The sequence below is a fragment of the Azorhizobium doebereinerae UFLA1-100 genome (assembly GCF_000473085.1).
Taxonomy (GTDB): Bacteria; Pseudomonadota; Alphaproteobacteria; order Rhizobiales; family Xanthobacteraceae; genus Azorhizobium; species Azorhizobium doebereinerae.
Genome location: NZ_AXBA01000004.1, coordinates 13,551 through 30,668 on the forward strand (window position 1 = coordinate 13,551; position 17,118 = coordinate 30,668).

15 protein-coding genes and 1 riboswitch are annotated in these 17,118 nt (G+C 71.0%); of the genes, 12 read left to right on the top strand and 3 right to left on the bottom strand.

The genetic code is table 11. The features are described 5' to 3' along the window. The first annotated feature begins 20 nt into the window (after positions 1–20). From YU1_RS28075 to YU1_RS0105245, 3 genes are all read left to right on the top strand, one after another. A complete protein-coding gene (locus tag YU1_RS28075; protein ID WP_084539677.1) occupies positions 21–2,189 on the top strand; it encodes a BON domain-containing protein in 2,169 nt (722 codons plus the stop codon). A 163-nt stretch (positions 2,190–2,352) separates the two neighbouring features. Continuing rightward, a complete protein-coding gene (locus tag YU1_RS34885; protein WP_198018841.1) occupies positions 2,353–3,069 on the top strand; it encodes a hypothetical protein in 717 nt (238 codons plus the stop codon). A 110-nt stretch (positions 3,070–3,179) separates the two neighbouring features. Next, positions 3,180–3,288, top strand: a riboswitch (SAM-I-IV-variant riboswitch). Between the two features lie 44 nt (positions 3,289–3,332). Next, entirely contained in the window at positions 3,333–4,253 is a 921-nt protein-coding gene (locus YU1_RS0105245) for a homoserine O-succinyltransferase (RefSeq protein ID WP_029003167.1), read from the top strand. 16 nt (positions 4,254–4,269) lie between these two features. On the opposite strand, the gene YU1_RS0105250 is transcribed toward YU1_RS0105245, so the two are convergent. Continuing rightward, positions 4,270–5,439 (bottom strand): UbiH/UbiF family hydroxylase, encoded by a 1,170-nt coding sequence (locus tag YU1_RS0105250; protein ID WP_029003168.1) that lies wholly within the window; start codon positions 5,437–5,439, stop codon positions 4,270–4,272. 254 nt (positions 5,440–5,693) lie between these two features. Here YU1_RS0105250 and YU1_RS28085 point away from each other — a divergent pair, with 254 nt between their 5' ends. The 8 genes from YU1_RS28085 (at position 5,694) to era (ending at position 13,409) form a co-directional block, all read left to right on the top strand. Next, positions 5,694–6,101: a hypothetical protein gene (locus tag YU1_RS28085; protein ID WP_198018843.1), complete on the top strand. Its 408-nt coding sequence runs from the start codon at positions 5,694–5,696 to the stop codon at positions 6,099–6,101. Positions 6,102–6,242: 141 nt separating this feature from the next. After that, the gene (locus YU1_RS0105260) at positions 6,243–7,217 is read left to right on the top strand and encodes a quinone oxidoreductase family protein (RefSeq protein WP_029003169.1); all 975 of its coding nucleotides are present in this window, start codon (positions 6,243–6,245) and stop codon (positions 7,215–7,217) included. Positions 7,218–7,371: 154 nt separating this feature from the next. Beyond that, positions 7,372–9,588: a RelA/SpoT family protein gene (locus YU1_RS0105265; protein WP_029003170.1), complete on the top strand. Its 2,217-nt coding sequence runs from the start codon at positions 7,372–7,374 to the stop codon at positions 9,586–9,588. 28 nt (positions 9,589–9,616) lie between these two features. Then, entirely contained in the window at positions 9,617–10,384 is a 768-nt protein-coding gene (locus YU1_RS0105270) for a pyridoxine 5'-phosphate synthase (protein ID WP_029003171.1), read from the top strand. Beyond that, positions 10,381–10,791 (top strand): holo-ACP synthase, encoded by a 411-nt coding sequence (gene acpS, locus YU1_RS0105275; protein WP_029003172.1) that lies wholly within the window; start codon positions 10,381–10,383, stop codon positions 10,789–10,791. Before YU1_RS0105270 ends, acpS begins: the two co-directional genes overlap by 4 nt. Positions 10,792–11,017: 226 nt before the next feature. Continuing rightward, positions 11,018–11,770 (top strand): signal peptidase I, encoded by a 753-nt coding sequence (lepB, locus tag YU1_RS0105280; protein ID WP_029003173.1) that lies wholly within the window; start codon positions 11,018–11,020, stop codon positions 11,768–11,770. After that, on the top strand, positions 11,767–12,477 hold the full coding sequence (rnc, locus tag YU1_RS0105285) for a ribonuclease III (RefSeq protein ID WP_029003174.1): 711 nt from the start codon (positions 11,767–11,769) through the stop codon (positions 12,475–12,477). Before lepB ends, rnc begins: the two co-directional genes overlap by 4 nt. Further along, entirely contained in the window at positions 12,474–13,409 is a 936-nt protein-coding gene (gene era, locus YU1_RS0105290) for a GTPase Era (RefSeq protein WP_035714000.1), read from the top strand. The genes rnc and era overlap by 4 nt, the downstream gene beginning before the upstream one ends. A 4-nt stretch (positions 13,410–13,413) precedes the next feature. On the opposite strand, the gene YU1_RS0105295 is transcribed toward era, so the two are convergent. Next, complete coding sequence (locus tag YU1_RS0105295) at positions 13,414–13,875, bottom strand: hypothetical protein (RefSeq protein WP_029003176.1); 462 nt, start codon at positions 13,873–13,875, stop codon at positions 13,414–13,416. A 49-nt stretch (positions 13,876–13,924) separates the two neighbouring features. Between YU1_RS0105295 and recO the strand changes: the two genes are divergently transcribed. Beyond that, the gene (gene recO, locus YU1_RS0105300) at positions 13,925–14,668 is read left to right on the top strand and encodes a DNA repair protein RecO (RefSeq protein WP_029003177.1); all 744 of its coding nucleotides are present in this window, start codon (positions 13,925–13,927) and stop codon (positions 14,666–14,668) included. A gap of 94 nt (positions 14,669–14,762) precedes the next feature. Here recO and YU1_RS28090 read toward each other — a convergent pair whose 3' ends face one another. Further along, positions 14,763–16,970 (bottom strand): lytic transglycosylase domain-containing protein, encoded by a 2,208-nt coding sequence (locus YU1_RS28090; RefSeq protein WP_051356520.1) that lies wholly within the window; start codon positions 16,968–16,970, stop codon positions 14,763–14,765. Positions 16,971–17,118: the final 148 nt, after the last annotated feature.

Consider the following 17,118-nt stretch of genomic DNA (forward strand, 5'->3'; position numbering starts at 1 on the left):
GCGGAAGGCGGGAGAGGCGCATGCATGCGAGGTCGGGTCCGGGGCGCCGGGCCGGCACGATGGACGGAACGCGGGCCGGCGGCGCGTGGCGCTGGGATGTCCGGGTGCTCGGGCTCGGCGCGCTGCTGTTCTGCGCCCTGGCGGTCTTCGCCGTCGTGGACAGCCGGCCGGACGTCGAGGCCGACCTGACCCAGCGCGCCGCCGAGCAGTTGGAGGCCACCGGCGAATCCTGGGCGGTGGCCCGCTTCTCCGGGCGCGACGCCACTCTGTTCGGCGAGGCGCTGGCGCAGGAGGCGCGCGACAAGGTGCGCGCCGCCGTGGAAGGCGTGTCCGGCGTGCGCGCGGTGGAGGACGCCACCACCCTGCTGCCGGAGCGCCGGCCCTTCACCTTCTCCGTGGTGCGCAGCGGCGCCACCTTGCAGATCGAGGGCTACGTGCCCTCGCAATATGCCCTGATGGGCATCGCCGAGGCGGTCAAGGCGCTGCCGCCGGGCCTCACCGTGCGCGGGCTCGACCGGCTGGTGCGGGCGCGCGGCGCGCCGGCGGGCGATTTCGCCGCCGTGGTGGCCTTCGCCCTCAAGCTGCTGGCCCAGTTACCCGCCGGGCGGGTGACGCTGTCCGACGACAGCTTCGCCATCGAGGGCCGGGCGCCGGACCTTGCCACCTATGACGCGCTCCAGCGCGTGCTGCACGAGCCGCTGCCGCAGGATTTCCGGCTGGCCCGCTTCGCGCTGCGCCCGCCGGTGGTCTCGCCTTATGTCTGGTCCGCCGCGCGTGACGGCGACACCGTGCACCTGAAGGGCTACGTGCCCTCCGAGGCGGCGCGGCAGGAGGTGGTCAAGGCGCTGCACGACACCATGCCGGACGCGGGCGTGGCCGACGGCACGGTGCTGGGCGACGGCGCCCCCGCCACCGACCTCTGGCTGCGCGCCGTGCGCTTCGCCGCCGCCCAGCTCGCCATCCTGCCGCGCGGCCAGGTGGGCCTGTCGGACATGGCGATCACGCTCGAAGGGGCGGCCGGCAGCTTCGCGGTCTATGACGCGCTGGTGGCGGCGCGCCGCGCCCCGCCGGAGGGCTTCCAGATCGCCCGCTTCGCCATCGAGCCGCCGCCCGCCGTGCCCTTCGTCTGGCGCATCTGGCGGCAGGGGCCGCAGGTGCGCCTGTCCGGCTACGCCCCGGGTGAGGAGGCCCGCCGCGTCATGGGAGATGCGGTCAAGGCGCTGTTTCCCGGCGGGCAGGTGAGCGACCAGGTGCGGCTCGCCTCCGGCGGCCCGCCCTCCGATGCCTGGACCGCCGCTGCCACCTATGCGCTCGCCCAGGTGAGCCGCATGGGCGCGGGCGAGGCGACGCTGCTGGACAATACCCTGACCCTCTCCGGCGAGGCCACCGACAGCGCCAGCTACGCCAATCTCGCCGAGGCGCTGAAGGCGCCGCCGCCGGGGGTGAGGCTGGAGGCCGCCCGCGTGCTGCCGCCGGTGATCTCGCCTTATGTCTTCGCCGCCCGCAGCGACGAGACCGGCGTCACCCTTTCCGGCTTCTTTCCCGATGCCGACACCCATGCCCGGGTGAAGGCGGCGGTGGCGCGGCTGTTCCCCGCCGCCCGGCTTACCGACGTGGCGGCGGTGGGGGCGGGCGCCCCGGCCCATTTCGCCGAGGCGGTGGAGGCGGCGCTCGGCCCGCTGGCGCGGCTGGAGGCCGGCGACCTGCGGTTCGGCGACGGGCAGGTGATGCTCGCCGGCACCGGGCGCTACCCGGCCGCCGGGGCGCTGGCGGCGGCCGAGCTCAAGGCGGCGCTGCCGCCGGGTTTCGCCGCCGAGGTGAGCGTGGACGCCCCGGCGCCCGGCCTGCCGGTGGGGGCGGCGGAATGCGTCCGCCTGCTCGGCGACGCGGCGGCGCGCGGCCTGTCCTTCGACGCCGCCGGACGGCCGGCGGGCGACAGCCTGCCGACGCTGGACCGCATGGCGGCGGCGGCGCTGCGCTGCCCGGTCCTGCTGCTCCAGCCGGCGCCGGGAACCACCATCCCGTCCGCCGCCGTGGCGGCGCGGGGGGCGGCGCTGAAGGCCCATCTTGTGGCGGCCGGCGTTCCCGACCACCATGTCATCTGGGCGCCCGACGCGCCGGAGCCGGTGCCCGGCGATCCGGCGCTCACCGTGGCGGGCGTGCGGATCATCGTGCGCGCGGCACCGTAAGGCAGGCCGGCGCGGACGGGTGCGCCCGCCGGGAAGGAAAAAGGCGCATGATGTATCTGGCGGTGAGCTTGTGGCCCTATGAACTGGCGGCGTTCGGCCTCGGCTTCGCCACCGTCTACGGCGCCTTCCGGCCGTCCAGCTCTCGCGCGTCCGGGTCCCGGTCATGATGGGGTTCGACGTGGACGTGGTGGTGCTTCTGCTGCTGGCCTTCGCCCTTGGCGGGGCGCTCGCCTATCTGCTCCGCCTCCGGGCCCGGCGGCGGGGGCTGGAGGCGCTCGCCCGGGCGACCCTGACCGCCATCGATCCCAAGGGCGCGGCCGCGGAAGCCCATTTCGTCCGCGCCGTGCGGCCGTCCGAGCCGCCGCACGGCGAATCTCCCCACGGCGAACCTCCCCACGGCGAGACGCCGCATATGGCGCCGCCGCCCGAGCATGTGCCGCTGGCGCCCGAGGATCCCGAGCTGCCGCTCGACCTGCCCGCCGCCCTGCCGCCCTCGCTGGCGCCGCACGCTTTGGCGCGCGGCCGGCGCATCAAGCCGCCGAAGGAGGCGGCGAAGCGGCCCGAGCCGGTGCCTCCCGCCCACGGCACGGCGCCGCCGCTGCTGGCCGCGCCCGAGGGCGCGGCGGACGACCTCAAGCGGCTGAAGGGCATCGGCCCGCAGAACGAGCGGCGGCTGAACGCGCTCGGCATCTTCCATTTCCGCCAGATCGCCGCCTGGACGCCGGAGGAGGTGCGCTGGGTGGGGGCGACGCTGGCCTTTCCCGGCCGCATCGAGCGCGAGGGCTGGGTCGGGCAGGCGAGGGCCCTGCTGGCCGGCGGGACAGGGCCGGACGGCGCGCCCGGCGCGGCGGACGATGGGGACGGCGGCCCGGCGGCCTGAGCCCGGCGGCGGTCCCGGTCCTCGCAGCCCGCATCCGGCCCTTGCATCGGGCCACGCATCCGGCCCACGCATCCGGCTCTTGCGCTTCGCCCGCGGCGGGCTTAGACACGGCGGTACATCAAGAGTTGGGCCCGACGCCCAACGCCAACCTGCTCCCGAGCAAGGTGGCGCTCCCCTCACCGGGAGGATGTGGCCGAACCGGCAACTAAACGGGTCATGCCACGTGCGTCTGTCCAGCTCCCGACGTGGAGGACGCGACGCACATGCCCATCAAGATTCCCGACGACCTGCCGGCCCGCTCGACCCTGGAGGCCGAGGGCGTGATGGTGCTGCGCGAGACCGACGCGGTGCGCCAGGACATCCGGCCGCTGCGCATCGCCTTGCTGAACCTGATGCCCAACAAGGTGCGCACCGAGACCCAGTTCGCCCGGCTGCTGGGGGCGAGCCCGCTCCAGGTGGAACTGACCCTGGTCAAGATCACCAACCACGTGGCCCGCAACACCGACAGCGGCCACATCGCCGCCTTCTACCGCGACTGGGAGGACGTGCGGTCCGAGCGCTTCGACGGCCTCGTCGTCACCGGCGCGCCGGTGGAGACGCTGGCGTTCGAGGCGGTGACCTACTGGGACGAGCTGCGCCGCATCTTCGACTGGTCGCAGACCAATGTGCACGGCAGCTTCACCATCTGCTGGGGCGCGCAGGCGGCGGCGCACCATTTCCACGGCCTGCCCAAGCATCTGCTGGCGGAGAAGGCGTTCGGGGTGTTCAGCCACCGCAACCTCGCCCCGGCCTCGCCCTTCCTGCGCGGCTTCTCGGACGATGTCGCGATCCCGGTGTCGCGCTGGACCGAGATCCGGCGCGCCGACATCGCCGCGAACAGCGGGCTGGAGGTGCTGATGGAGTCGGACGAGGGCGGCCTCGGCCTGCTGCACGACCCGGCGCACCGGGCGCTGCACATGTTCAACCACATCGAATACGAGTCCGGCTCGCTGGCGGACGAGTATTTCCGCGACGTGGCGGCGGGCCTGCCGGCGGGCAAGCCGGCCAACTACTTCCCCGACGACGACCCGGCCCGCCCGCCGCGCAACCACTGGCGCAGCCACGCGCACCTCTTGTTCGGCAACTGGATCAACCAGATCTACCAGACCACGCCGTTCGATCCGGCCGCGATCGGCCGCAACTGAGGCCGGCGGGAGGCTCTCACGCCGCCCGGTTGCCGAGGCCGAGGCGCATCACCGTGCGGCGCAGCGGGCCGACGCGGTCGAGCAGATAGAGGCCGAAGCCGCGCGCGCCCTGCACCGGCACGAGGTCGGACAGGAGCGAGCGGTTGAGCACGTCCACCGCCGCCATGCGGCCGTGGATGTCGCGGTCGCGGTTGGCGGCGTAGCGCTTCAGCATCTCCGCGCCGCCGACCTCCAGCTCGTGCTCTCCGGCGAGGTCCACCAGGGCCGCCGCGTCGCGCAGGCCGAGGTTGAGGCCCTGGGCGCCGATGGGCGGCATCACATGGGCCGCCTCCGCCATCAGCGCCACGCGCGGCGCGGTGAGCGCGCGGGCGGTCTCGGCCACCAGCGGGAAGGCGGCGCGGCCCGTCTCCACCTCGAAGGCGCCGAGGATGGAGGCGGCGCGGCGCTCGAACTCGCGGGCCAGCGCCTCGGGGGAGAGGCCGAGCAGGCGGACCGCCTCCTTGTCGTCCACCACGCAGACGATGCTGGAGCGGTCGCCGGGCAGCGGCACCAGCGTGAACGGGCCGGTCTCGGTGTGGAATTCGGTGGAGATGTCCCAGTGCGGCCGGGTGTGGCGCACGGTGGCGGTCACCGCCACCTGCGGATAGTCGCGCTTCTTCATGTCGATGCCGCAGGCCTCGCGGACCCGCGACTGGCGCCCGTCGGCGGCCACCACGAGGCGCGCCTCCACCGTGTCGCCGCTGTCGAGGGCGAGGCGGGCGCGGTCGTCGTCCACCGACAGGCCGGTCAGCGAGGCGCGCACCACGGTGAGGCCGGGCGTGTCCTCGGCGGCGGCGGCCAGCTCGCGGCGCAGCGGATCGTTCTCGATATTGTAGCCGAACGCCTCCAGGCCGATCTCGCTGGCCTTGAAGGTGACCTCCGGCGCGCGGATGAGGCGGCGGGTGCCGTCGACGATGCGCATGTCGCGCAGCGGCGCGGTGTGCGGGGCGAGGCGCTCCCACACGCCGAATCGCTCCAGGATGGGGATGGAGCTGCCGAGCAAAGCGGTGGTGCGGTGGTCGGCGGCGCGTTCCGGGCCGGTGACGAGCACCGTGGCGCGGCCCGTGGCGGCAAGGCCGATGGCGGCGGCAAGGCCCGCCGGTCCCGCGCCGACGACGGCGATCTCCCCTTGCGTTGCGCCTGCCATGACCGAGCCTCCGTCTACCGATGATCGGCCGCAGTCTAGCGCGCGCGGCATCGCCCGTCGCGCGGGCGCTTCGTCCCAGCCGGCCGGCACCTGCCCACCCGCTGGCCGGGAGCGGGCGTTGGTCTGCAACCGGGGCGAGATTCTGCCTCCGTCTATTCCCTTATAAGTTGTATAATCCTTTCGCCGCCACCTATGATAGCGGCGTGCGCAGGGCGCCCGGCTGGCGGGTGCCGGCGGCACCAAGGGAGGGTTTCATGGCCACCTACAACGGCACCTTCACCGTCGTGAATTGCACCAACAACACCATTTCCAACGTCTCCGTCGTCCACACCTGCGGCAGCTTCACCAACAGCGCGACGGCGGGCAGCCTTGCGCCGGGGCAGGCGGTGGCGACCAGCCTGAATTCCCAGTCCGGCTCCAACGACCTCTGGTCGATCACCTTCACCATGAACGGCCAGACCTATTCGCGCTCCGGCAAGCAGTGCAACTACATGCCGGACGACTCCCCCCAGGGCGTGGTGATCTCATTGTATCTGAAGAATTTTTCGGTCCTGCTCCCGGTCACCAGCTCGTGCCTGAACAATTATTATTCGACGCCGTCCACCGCCAAGGACGAGGCCCTGGCCGCCGCCGAGACCACCGGCGGGGTCAAGGAGGACTGACCGGCCCGGTGCCTCCGGCGGGCGGCTGCGCCCGCGCACGCCGGAGGCGCCGTCCGCCCGCTTCGGCGCGGACCGCATCCTTGCGCGCCGTCGCGCAGCACCTATGATCCGCCCCGGCAGGATTGGCTCGGGGGACGAACGATGGTCGCGGCAGTTCGGGTGCATCAGGTGGGCGGGCCCGAGGTGCTGACCCTGGAGACCATGGAGCTGCCGCCGCCCGGCCCCGGCGAGGTGCGCCTGCGCCAGACCGCCATCGGGCTCAATTTCGTCGATACCTATTTCCGCTCCGGCCTCTACAAGGCGCCGGCCCTGCCGTTCATTCCCGGCAGCGAGGGCGCCGGCGAGGTGGAGGCGGTGGGCGAGCACGTCACCGATTTCCATGTGGGCGACCGGGTGGCCTATGCCACCGCCATGGGCGCCTATGCCCAGGTGCGCAACATTCCGGCCAGCGCGCTGGTCCATCTGCCGGCCGCCATCGACGACCGCACCGCCGCCGCCATGATGCTGAAGGGCATGACGGCGCAGTATCTGGTGAAGCACACCTATGCGGTGAAGCCGGGCGACGTGGTGCTGATCCAGGCCGCCGCCGGCGGGGTGGGGCTGATTCTCGCCCAATGGGCCAATGCGCTCGGCGCCACCGTGATCGGCACCGTGGGCTCGAAGGAAAAGGCCGAACTGGCGCTGGCCAGCGGCACCGACCACGCCATCCTCTATCGCGACGAGGATTTCGTGCACCGGGTGAAGGAGATCACCAACGGCAAGATGTGCGACGTGGTCTATGACGGCGTGGGGCAGGCCACCTATCCCGCCTCGCTCGACTGCCTGAAGCCGTTCGGCCTGTGGGTGAGCTTCGGCAACGCCTCCGGCGCGATCCGGAATTTCGACCTGCTGGCCTTGTCGCAGAAGGGCTCGCTCTATGCCACGCGGCCGACGCTCGGCACCCATGTGGCCACCCGCGCGGCGCTGGTGGCCACCGCCAACGACCTGTTCGAGGCGGTGCTGACCGGGGCCATCAAGGTGCCGGTGCACCAGAGCTATCCCCTGAAAGAGGTGCGCAAGGCCCACCATGACCTGGAGAGCCGCGCCACCACCGGCTCCACCCTGCTGCTGCCCTGATCCCGCGCCACCGGCGGCGAAGCCGTGCAATTCATTCGCAAAAATGCGCTGCGCGACTTGCGCGGCAGGGCATACTGCATGATATGTGCCGAGCTTAAATAATGACACGGCGGCCGGGTCCGGCCCGCCTGTGCTGCGACGGACCGTGCCGGCCATGATGCGCCAATACGAGCTCGTCGAGCGCGTTCGACGGTATAATCCCAACACCGACGAGGCGCTGCTCGACCGCGCCTATGTCTACGCCATGCGGGCGCACGGCACGCAGGTGCGCGCCTCCGGCGACCCCTATTTCTCCCATCCGCTCGAAGTCGCGGCGATCCTGACCGATCTCAAGCTGGACGATGCCACCATCGTCGCGGCGCTGCTGCACGACACGATCGAGGACACCGGGGCCACCAAGGCCGAGATCGAGCGCCTGTTCGGCGCGCAGATCGCGCAATTGGTGGAGGGCCTCACCAAGATCAAGAAGCTGGACCTCGTGTCCAAGCAGGCCAAGCAGGCGGAAAACCTGCGCAAGCTGCTCCTCGCCATCGCCGACGACGTGCGCGTGCTGTTGGTGAAGCTGGCCGACCGCCTGCACAACATGCGCACGCTGAAATACGTGCCGCAGGAGAAGCGCGACCGCGTCGCCCAGGAAACGCTGGACATCTACGCCCCGCTCGCCGCGCGCATGGGCATGCAGGACATGCGCGAGGAGCTGGAGGACCTGTCCTTCCGCCAGCTGATGCCGGAAGCCTACGCCTCCATCACCTCCCGCGTGGAGGAGCTGCGCGAGCGCAACGGCCCGCTGGTGCAGGAGATCGAGCGCGAGCTGCGCGAGGAGCTCGAACGCCGCGACATGAAGGCCGAGGTGAAGGGGCGCGAGAAACGGCCGCATTCCATCTGGGGCAAGATGGAGCGCAAGGCGATCTCGTTCGAGCAGCTCTCCGACCTCTACGGCTTCCGGGTGATCGTCAGCAGCGTCGAGGATTGCTACCGCGCGCTGGGGCTGGTGCACACCAAGTGGCCGATCGTGCCGGGCCGCTTCAAGGACTATATCTCCACGCCCAAGCCCAACGACTACCGCTCGCTGCACACCACGGTGATCGGCCCGCGCCGGCAGCGCGTCGAGTTGCAGATCCGCACCCGCGACATGGACGAGATCGCCGAATACGGCATCGCCGCCCACGCCCTCTACAAGGACGACAGCGGCGCGCCGGGCGTCATGCTCTCCAATGAGAGCCGGGCCTATGCCTGGCTGCGCAAGACCATCGAGAATTTGGCGCAGGGCCTGTCGCCGGAAGAGTTCCTGGAGCACACCAAGCTCGAACTGTTCCACGACCAGGTGTTCTGCTTCACCCCGAAGGGCCGCCTCATCGCTTTGCCGCGCAAGGCGACGCCGATCGACTTCGCCTATGCGGTGCACACCGACGTGGGCAATACGGCGGTGGGCTGCAAGATCAACGGCAACATCGCCCCGCTGGTCTCCGAGCTGAAGAATGGCGACGAGGTGGAGATCATCACCTCCAAGGCGCAGACCCCGCCCGGCGCCTGGGAGACCATCGCGGTCACCGGCAAGGCCCGCGCCGCCGTGCGGCGGGCGACGCGGACGGCGGTGCGCGCGCAATATGCCGGCCTCGGCCGCAAGATCGCCGAGCGCGCCTTCGCCCGCGCCGGTAAGGCCTTCTCCGACGAGGCGGTGGCCAAGGGTATGCCGCGCCTCGCCCGCACCGCGGTGGAGGACGTGTTCGCGGCGGTCGGGCGCGGCGAGATCAAGACCGACGATTTGATCCGCGCCGTCTATCCCGAGTGGATCGCCCAGCGCCCCGAGGAGCGCGCCGCCGGCAGCCGCGCCCATGGCGAGGGCTGGTTCGAGCTGAAGAAGGGCCACAACCTCAAGTTCAAGATCCCCGAGGGCGGGGAGGAGGCGTCCACCGCCGCCGCCATCCCGATCCGCGGCATCAATTCCGACCTGCCGGTGCGCTTCGCGCCCGAGGGCGGGGCGGTGCCGGGCGACCGCATCGTCGGCATCCTGGCGCCGGGGGAGGGGATCACCATCTATCCCATCCAGTCCCGTGCCCTGCAGCATTTCGAAGACGCCCCCGAGCGCTGGCTCGACGTGCGCTGGGATGTGGACGAATTGTCCGACGGGCGCTTTCCCGCCCGCATCCTGGTCACCGCCCTCAACGAGCCGGGCACGCTCGGGCAGGTGGCGACCGTGATCGGCGAGCGCAACGGCAACATCCAGGGCCTGGAGATGCGCTCGCGCTCGCCGGACTTCACCGAGATGGTGATCGACCTCGAAGTGTTCGACCTGCGGCACCTCAACAGCATCCTCACGGACCTGCGGGCGCGGCCGGTGATTTCCAGCGTGGAGCGGGTGAACGGATGATCCGCGCCGCCTGAAGGAGAGTGAGCCCATGACGTTTCCCGCCCCGATCCGGCTCGGCCTGAACGTGGACCATGTGGCGACGGTGCGGAACGCCCGCGGCGGCGCCCATCCCGATCCGGTGCGCGCGGCGCTGCTGGCGGCGGCGGCGGGCGTCGACGGCATCACCGCCCATCTGCGCGAGGACCGCCGCCACATCCGCGACGCCGACATCGCCCGCATCAGGGCCGAGGTAGCGCTGCCGCTGAATTTCGAGATGGCCGCCACCGACGAGATGGTGGCGCTCGCGCTGGCCACCAAGCCGCACGCCTGCTGCCTGGTGCCCGAGCGGCGCGAGGAGCGCACCACCGAGGGCGGGCTCGACGCCGCCGGGCAGGCGGCCGACCTCAAGCCCAGGATCGCGGCGCTGAACGCCGCCGGCATCCGCGTCTCGCTGTTCATCGCCCCCGACCCGGCGCAGATCGCCGCCGCCCGCGCGCTCAAGGCGGCGGTGATCGAGCTGCACACCGGCGCGTGGTGCGAGGCGCTCGCCGCCGGCCGCGCGGCGGAGGCGGAGGCCGAGTTCGCCCGCCTGACCGCCGGCGCCCGCGAGGCGGCGGCGCTGGGCCTGGAGGTGCATGCCGGCCACGGGCTCGACTATGACACCGCCGAGCGCATGGCCCGCCTGCCGGAGATCGCCGAACTGAACATCGGCCACTTCATGATCGGCGAGGCCATCTTCGAGGGCCTGGACGGGGTGGTGCGGCAGATGCGCGAGGCGATGGAACGCGGTCGCGCGGCGGGAGGGCTGGCGGCATGATCCTCGGCATCGGCTCGGACTTCTGCGACGCCCGGCGCGTCGAGAAATCGATCGCGCGCTTCGGCGCCCGCTTCCTGGAGCGGGTGTTCACCCCGGTCGAGCGGGCCAAGGCCGACCGGCGCGCGCGCCCGGCGGAGACCTATGCCAAGCGATTCGCTGCCAAGGAGGCCTGCGCCAAGGCGCTGGGCACCGGCATCGCCCGCGGCGTGTTCTGGCGCGACATCGGCGTCGTCAACCTGCCCTCCGGCCAGCCCACCCTGGCGCTCACCGGCGGGGCGGCGGCGCGCCTCGCGCAGATGGTGCCGCCCGGCTACGAGCCGCGCATCGCCTTGTCGCTGACCGACGAGGGACCGCTGTCGGCGGCCCATGTGATCATCAGCGCGGAACCGGCCGGCACGCCGGGCTGACGGCGGGCGCCGGGGCCGGCGGGACGCGCCGCCGGACACGATATGCTGAAAAGGCCCGGTTCCCGATCGCCTCCCCTTGGGGCGCGCGTTGCCGCAGGGCGGTGAAACGTCTATAGCAGCAGCATCCGCAGGTGGGACGGTGCTGACGCTAGGATAGGGGAATTCGACCCGTTTTTCGGCGCAGTTTGCTGCACACTGGCGCGGACCTTATTGCACCGGACCCTCTATGACCGCGACCAGTGACTCCAAGAAGGACGGCGGGTTTCTCGAAACCGTCCGCGTTATCGTCCACGCGCTGCTGATCGCACTGGTGATCCGCACCCTGCTGTTCCAGCCCTTCAACATCCCCTCGGGATCGATGAAGGACACGCTGCTGATCGGCGATTACCTGTTCGTCTCCAAGTACAGCTACGGTTATTCCCGCTTCTCGATCCCGTTCTCGCCGCCGCTGTTCTCCGGCCGGATCTGGGGCCAGCAGCCGGCGCGCGGCGACGTGGTGGTGTTCAAGCTGCCCAAGGACAACGAGACCGACTACATCAAGCGCGTGGTCGGCCTGCCCGGCGACGACATCCAGATGATCAACGGCGTCCTCAACATCAACGGCGTGCCGGTGAAGCGCGAGCGCCTCACCGACGTCACCGAGGATGACGGCAGCGGCCGCATGGTGCCGGTGAAGCGCTGGCGCGAGACGCTGCCCAACGGCGTGTCGTTCGAGACGCTGGATATCGTCGACAACGGCTTCTACGACAACACCCAGGTCTACCACGTCCCCGCCGGCCACTTCTTCATGATGGGCGACAACCGGGACAATTCGGCCGACAGCCGGGTGCTGAGCCAGGTGGGCTACGTGCCGTTCGAGAATTTGGTGGGGAAGGCGCAGATGATCTTCTTCTCCATCGACGAGCATGCCGCCGCCTGGCAGGTCTGGACCTGGCCGTGGGCCGTGCGCTGGTCGCGCATCTTCAGCATGGTTCGATGAGCGGGCACGCGCCGGACCTGACGGCCCTGGAAGCGCGCATCGGCCACCGCTTCGCCGATCAGGACATGCTCGCCCTCGCCCTCACCCATATCAGCGCGGTGAAGGGCGCGGGGCCGCGCGTGCGGTCCTACCAGCGGCTGGAATTCCTCGGCGACCACGTGCTCGGCAGCGTGGTTTCGCATATGCTGTACGCCACCTTCCCGAACGCGGAGGAGGGCGAATTGTCCCGCCGCCTCGCGGAACTGGTGCGCGAGGAGGCCTGCGCCGAGGTGGCGCAGGACATGGGCCTGGGCGACCACCTGCGGCTCGGGCCGGGCGAGAGCCAGTCCGGCGCGCGCCAGCGCCGGGCGATCCTCGCCGACGTGGCCGAGGCGGTGGTGGCGGCGGTCTATCTGGACGGCGGCTACACGGCCGCCAGCGGCGTGGTGGAGCGCTTCTGGCGCTCCCGGCTGGAGGCGCCCCGGCGCCCCCTGCGGGACCCCAAGACGGTGCTCCAGGAATGGGCGCAGGGCCGCGGCCTGCCGCCGCCGGCCTATCGCGACGTGGCCCGCACCGGGCCGGACCATGCCCCGAGCTTCCGCGTCGCGGTGGAGCTTCCGGGGCTCGCCGCGGCTGAGGCCGACGGCAATTCGAAGCAGGCGGCGCAGAAGGCGGCGGCGTCTGCCTTTCTTGCCCGCGAGGGCGTTGTGACGGAGAGTGGTGCATGAACCAATTGGTGCGGGCGGAAGCAGAGGGCGCGGAGCCGACGCGGTGCGGCTTCGTGGCCTTGCTGGGCGCCCCCAATGCGGGCAAGTCCACGCTGACCAACCAGTTGGTGGGCACCAAGGTGTCCATCGTCTCCCATAAGGTGCAGACCACCCGCGCCATCGTGCGCGGCATCGCCATCGACGGCTCGTCCCAGGTCATCCTGGTGGACACCCCCGGCATCTTCTCGCCCAAGCGGCGGCTGGAGCGGGCCATGGTCTCCACCGCCTGGACCAGCGCCTCAGACGCCGACCTCGTGGCCCTGCTGGTGGATGCCAACCGGGGCGTGGACGAGCATATCGAGGCCATCCTCAAGCCTTTGTCCGAGGTGAAGCGCCCGCGCGCGCTGATCCTCAACAAGATCGACCTGATCCGCCGCGACACGCTGCTGGCGCTGGCCCAGAGCCTCACCGAGCGGCTGCCGTTCGAGCAGGTGTTCATGGTCTCCGCGCTCAATGGCGACGGCGTGGACGACGTGCGCAAATGGTTCGCGGGCAAGGTGCCGGCCGGCCCGTGGCTCTATCCCGAGGACCAGATCTCGGACGCGCCCATGCGCATGCTGGCGGCCGAGATCACCCGCGAGAAGCTGTTCCTGCGCCTGCACGACGAGCTGCCCTACCGCTCCACGGTCGAGACCGAGAGCTGGAAGGAGCTGAAGGACAAGTCGGTGCGCATTGAGCAGACCATCTTCGTGGAGCGCGAGAGCCAAAGGAAGATCGTGCTCGGCAAGGCGGGGGCGACCATCAAGGCCATCTCGTCCGAATCGCGGGCCGAGATCGCCGAGATCATCGAGCAGCCGGTGCACCTGTTCCTGTTCGTGAAGGTGCGCGAGAACTGGGCCGACGACCCGGAGCGCTATCGCGAGATGGGCCTCGAATTCCCGCGCGGAGACTGACGCCTCACGGCGTGACCTTGGGAACCTCGAAGCCGATGACGGCCGGGCTGATCTGCCTGAGGGCAAAGCCGGATGCGGCGAGCAGGCTGTTGGCCGCCGCATCCTTCGGGAACAGATAGACCCGTCCGTCGATGATGGCGGAGACGATGTTGCCCTGGGCCTTGACGCCAAGCTTGGAGAGCAACTGGATGGGATCGCTGTCCCGTTCCGCGAAGCGCTCGTTCAGCCTGCGGACTTCCCGCAGGACTGTGTCCAGTTTCTCCGCCGCAGCGTCCGACTGCTTGGAAAATGTGTCGAACTTTTCCGTCCACTTCTCGTTGGCGGATGATATTTTTTCCTCAAGACGCCCAAGGTCATGGGAGAGGCTGATAAGAAGAGGGAAGGACAAGCCCATGAGCGCGGTTGCGATCGGCAGGGCGACCGTGCCCACCCATTCTGGAAGCCGGATGGTCAAACTGCCGGACATGGCTCTTCCTTGCGCCTTCAACCTCCAGTTTAACAGGTATCGCTAGACCGTGGAATGGACCGACGAGGGGATCGTTCTCGGCGTTCGGCGCCACGGAGAGAGCGGGGCCATCGTCGAGCTGATGACGCGCGCGCGCGGGCGCCATGCGGGGCTGGTGCGCGGCGGCGCGTCCCGGCGCCTCGCGGCCCTGCTCCAGCCCGGCAACACGCTGCATGCGGTGTGGCGGGCGCGGATCGAGAGCCAGCTGGGCCTCATGGTGGTGGAGCCGGTGACGCTGCGCTCCGACGGCCTCATGCGCAGCGCCCACGGCAGCTTCGGCGTGACCTATCTCACCACTTTACTGCGCCTGCTGCCGGAGCGCGATCCCCACCCCGGCCTGTTCGCCACGCTGGATGCCATTCTCGACGCCTTCGAGGCCCCCGCCGCCGCCGGCGAGCTGCTGGCGCGGTTCGAGGTGGCGCTGCTGGCGGAACTGGGCTTCGGGCTCGACCTGACGCGCTGCGCCGCCACGGGGGGCAACAACGACCTCGCCTTCGTCTCGCCGAAGAGTGGGCGCGCGGTCTCCCGCGCCGCCGGCGATCCCTATGCGGACAAGCTGTTCCCGCTGCCCACCTTCCTGATCGGCGGCATCGTGCCGCCGAGCCTGGCGGACATGGAGGATGCGCTGCGCATGACTGGGCATTTTCTCGCCACGCGGGTGCTGGAGCCGCGCGGCCTGTCCGTGCCGGACGCCCGCGCCGGCTTCCTCGCCGCGCTGCGCCGCGAGATGGCGCCGGGGGCCGGCGCGCGCTGAGCGGCCCGTTCCTTTACCCGCGATGCGGGAGAGGGCCGCGCGGCGCGCGGGCGGCAGGTGTCAGGCCCGATCCGGGCCCGTCCCGCCATCGTCCTCAGCGGGCGGCGATGGGCTGGGAGCGGTCGGTGCCGAAGCGGGCGCGGTAGGCGAGGTAATTCTCCATCACCCGCTGCACATAGTTGCGGGTCTCGGAATAGGGGATCAGCTCCACCCAATCCACCGGGTCCACGTCCGGCGAGCGCGGGTCGCCGTAGCGGTCGATCCATTTGCGCACCGAGCCGCGCCCGGCATTGTAGGCCGCGAACACCAGCACGGTGTTGCCGCCGTAATTCTCCATCAGCTCGCCCAGCTCGGCGGCGCCGAACTGCACGTTGTAGGACTGGTCGCTCATCAGGCGCTCCTCGGAGAAGGGCACGCCGGTCTTCTTGGTCACCTCGCGGCCGGCTTCCGGCGTCACCTGCATCAGGCCCATGGCCTTGGCGCTGGAGAGGGTGCGCGGGTTGAACTGGCTTTCCTGCCGGGCCACCGCATAGACCATGGCCTTCTCCACCGGATTGCCGATGGAGGTGTAGGCGGGGATGCCGAAGGTGGGGAAGGCGGCCGCGTCCAGCGGATGGCCCTCGGCGAGGCTCTCCTTGCCCACCACCAGCGCGCCGCGCGGGTCGTTGTTCTCCTGCGCCAGTTGGTAGAGCATCTGCAGGTGCGAACTGTCCTCCATGCGCCAGGCGAGGTCGTAGAGGATGGTCATGGCGATGTCGCGCTCGCCCAGCGCATAGAGCAGGCGCACCGCCTTGACCGGCTCGATGCGGTCGAAGGTGGAGCGGGCGCCGCCCTCCGGCGCGCGGCGCAGCGCCACCGCGCTCTGGCCCAGCCGCTGGCGGGCGAGCTGGCCGTAATAGCTCGTGCTGTATTGCGCCGCATGCTCGTAATGGGCGCGGGCGGTGCCGGTGTCGCCGGCCGCCTCCGCCGCGCGGCCCTGCCAGAAGAAGGCGCGCGACAGGGTGATGGGATTGCTCTGGCCGTGGGCGATGCGGGAGAAATGCGCCTGCGCCGTGCGCGGGTCCTTCAGGAAGGCGAGGGCGATCCAGCCGGCGGTGAACTGCTGCTCGGCGCGGTAATTGTCCGCCACCGGCGCGGCGCCGGTGGCGGCCACGCGATAGGCGGTCTTGGGATCGCCGGCGTCCAGCAGCTCGCGCGAGACGAGGCGGCGCTCGATCCACCATTCGTCCGGATCGACCACGGCGTCCGGGTTGCCGGCGCCCTGGAGCAGCGCGGCGGCGGCCTCCTGGTCCTTGCCCGCCCGGCGGGCGAGCTGGGACTTGGCGAACAGGTAGGCCGGGTCGGCGGCGAGGCTGAACGGCACCTGGGACAGCAGGCGCGCGCCTTCCGGCGCCTTCTTGGCGATGGCGAGCCGGGCCTGGGTGAGCAGCACCACGTCGGAGCCGGCGCGGGCGGCGGCGCGCAGGGCGCGGGCCTGGTCGGGCTTGTAGCTGTAGCGGTCGGCGCGCGCCTTGTGGTCGGCGCGGGTCAGCAGCACGCCGAACTCGCCGAGCACCTGGTTCTCGACGCTCTCCGACAGCTCGTCGCTGCGCCAGGCGTCGCGCACCAAAGCGGCGGCGGTGTTGCGGTCGCCGGAGGCGGCGAAGGCGCGGGCCAGCGCGATCTTGCCCTCGCCGGAGAGCGGGTCCTGGTCGGAGAAGAAGGCGCGCACGGTGCCGGGGTCGCGATTCTCCGCCAGCAGCACGCGCTCGGCGCGGCGGCGCAGCGTGCCCGGCGTCGGCCAGCCCGGCTTGTCGCGCAGGAAGGCGGAGATGTTGTCGAAGCCGTAGTCGTTGGGCGCGTGGCGGATCACCAGCCAGGTGACGAGCGTGCGCGCCACCGGATCGTCCATCTGCCGGGCGGCGGCGAGCGCCTCGGTGCCCTTGCCGGCCTTGGCGAGGGCGACCGCGCTGCGCAATTCGCCCAGCTCGCCGGTGGGGAGGGCGGCGGTGGCGGCCAGGGTGAGCGGCGCCGCCTTCGGCGCGGGGCGCGCCGGCAGGCCGGCCGTCTTGGCGGGGGACTTGGCGTGCGTGCCGGCTTTGGCGTCCTTCTTGGCGTCCGGCTTCTTGGAATCGGGCTTCTTCGCGTCGGTCTTCTTGGTGTCGGTCTTCTTGGCGTCCGCCTTCTTCGCGTCCGCCTTCTTGGAACCGGACCCGCCGTCGGAGGTTGCCGATGTGTCGCTCTGCGCCGCGGAAGCCGGCGCGGCCATGGCCAAAGCCAGGACCATGGCGGTGCAGGAGAGCAGGAGGCGGGCAGACGACATGATGTATCCTCGCGGCGCAGCGCCGAAGCGGGGACGCGGCCGATCGTGTTCGACCTCTATCTTGTTCGACCAGCGTTGACGAAACGCTAACCACCGGACGCCGGGCACCCTTCATGGCAATGCGGGCGGAAGCAGGGCGCTGCCATCT

What these genes read in the sequence shown, in the direction of transcription:
- YU1_RS34885 (WP_198018841.1), top strand. Translation starts at nt 2,353, where the DNA reads ATGATGGGGTTCGACGTGGACGTGGTGGTGCTTCTGCTGCTGGCCTTC.
- acpS (WP_029003172.1), top strand. Translation starts at nt 10,381, where the DNA reads ATGATCCTCGGCATCGGCTCGGACTTCTGCGACGCCCGGCGCGTCGAG.
- YU1_RS0105260 (WP_029003169.1), top strand. Translation starts at nt 6,243, where the DNA reads ATGGTCGCGGCAGTTCGGGTGCATCAGGTGGGCGGGCCCGAGGTGCTG.
- YU1_RS0105295 (WP_029003176.1), bottom strand. Translation starts at nt 13,875, where the DNA reads ATGTCCGGCAGTTTGACCATCCGGCTTCCAGAATGGGTGGGCACGGTC.
- YU1_RS0105270 (WP_029003171.1), top strand. Translation starts at nt 9,617, where the DNA reads ATGACGTTTCCCGCCCCGATCCGGCTCGGCCTGAACGTGGACCATGTG.
- YU1_RS28090 (WP_051356520.1), bottom strand. Translation starts at nt 16,970, where the DNA reads ATGTCGTCTGCCCGCCTCCTGCTCTCCTGCACCGCCATGGTCCTGGCT.
- YU1_RS28075 (WP_084539677.1), top strand. Translation starts at nt 21, where the DNA reads ATGCATGCGAGGTCGGGTCCGGGGCGCCGGGCCGGCACGATGGACGGA.
- YU1_RS0105245 (WP_029003167.1), top strand. Translation starts at nt 3,333, where the DNA reads ATGCCCATCAAGATTCCCGACGACCTGCCGGCCCGCTCGACCCTGGAG.
- YU1_RS0105265 (WP_029003170.1), top strand. Translation starts at nt 7,372, where the DNA reads ATGATGCGCCAATACGAGCTCGTCGAGCGCGTTCGACGGTATAATCCC.
- YU1_RS28085 (WP_198018843.1), top strand. Translation starts at nt 5,694, where the DNA reads ATGGCCACCTACAACGGCACCTTCACCGTCGTGAATTGCACCAACAAC.
- YU1_RS0105250 (WP_029003168.1), bottom strand. Translation starts at nt 5,439, where the DNA reads ATGGCAGGCGCAACGCAAGGGGAGATCGCCGTCGTCGGCGCGGGACCG.
- lepB (WP_029003173.1), top strand. Translation starts at nt 11,018, where the DNA reads ATGACCGCGACCAGTGACTCCAAGAAGGACGGCGGGTTTCTCGAAACC.
- rnc (WP_029003174.1), top strand. Translation starts at nt 11,767, where the DNA reads ATGAGCGGGCACGCGCCGGACCTGACGGCCCTGGAAGCGCGCATCGGC.
- era (WP_035714000.1), top strand. Translation starts at nt 12,474, where the DNA reads ATGAACCAATTGGTGCGGGCGGAAGCAGAGGGCGCGGAGCCGACGCGG.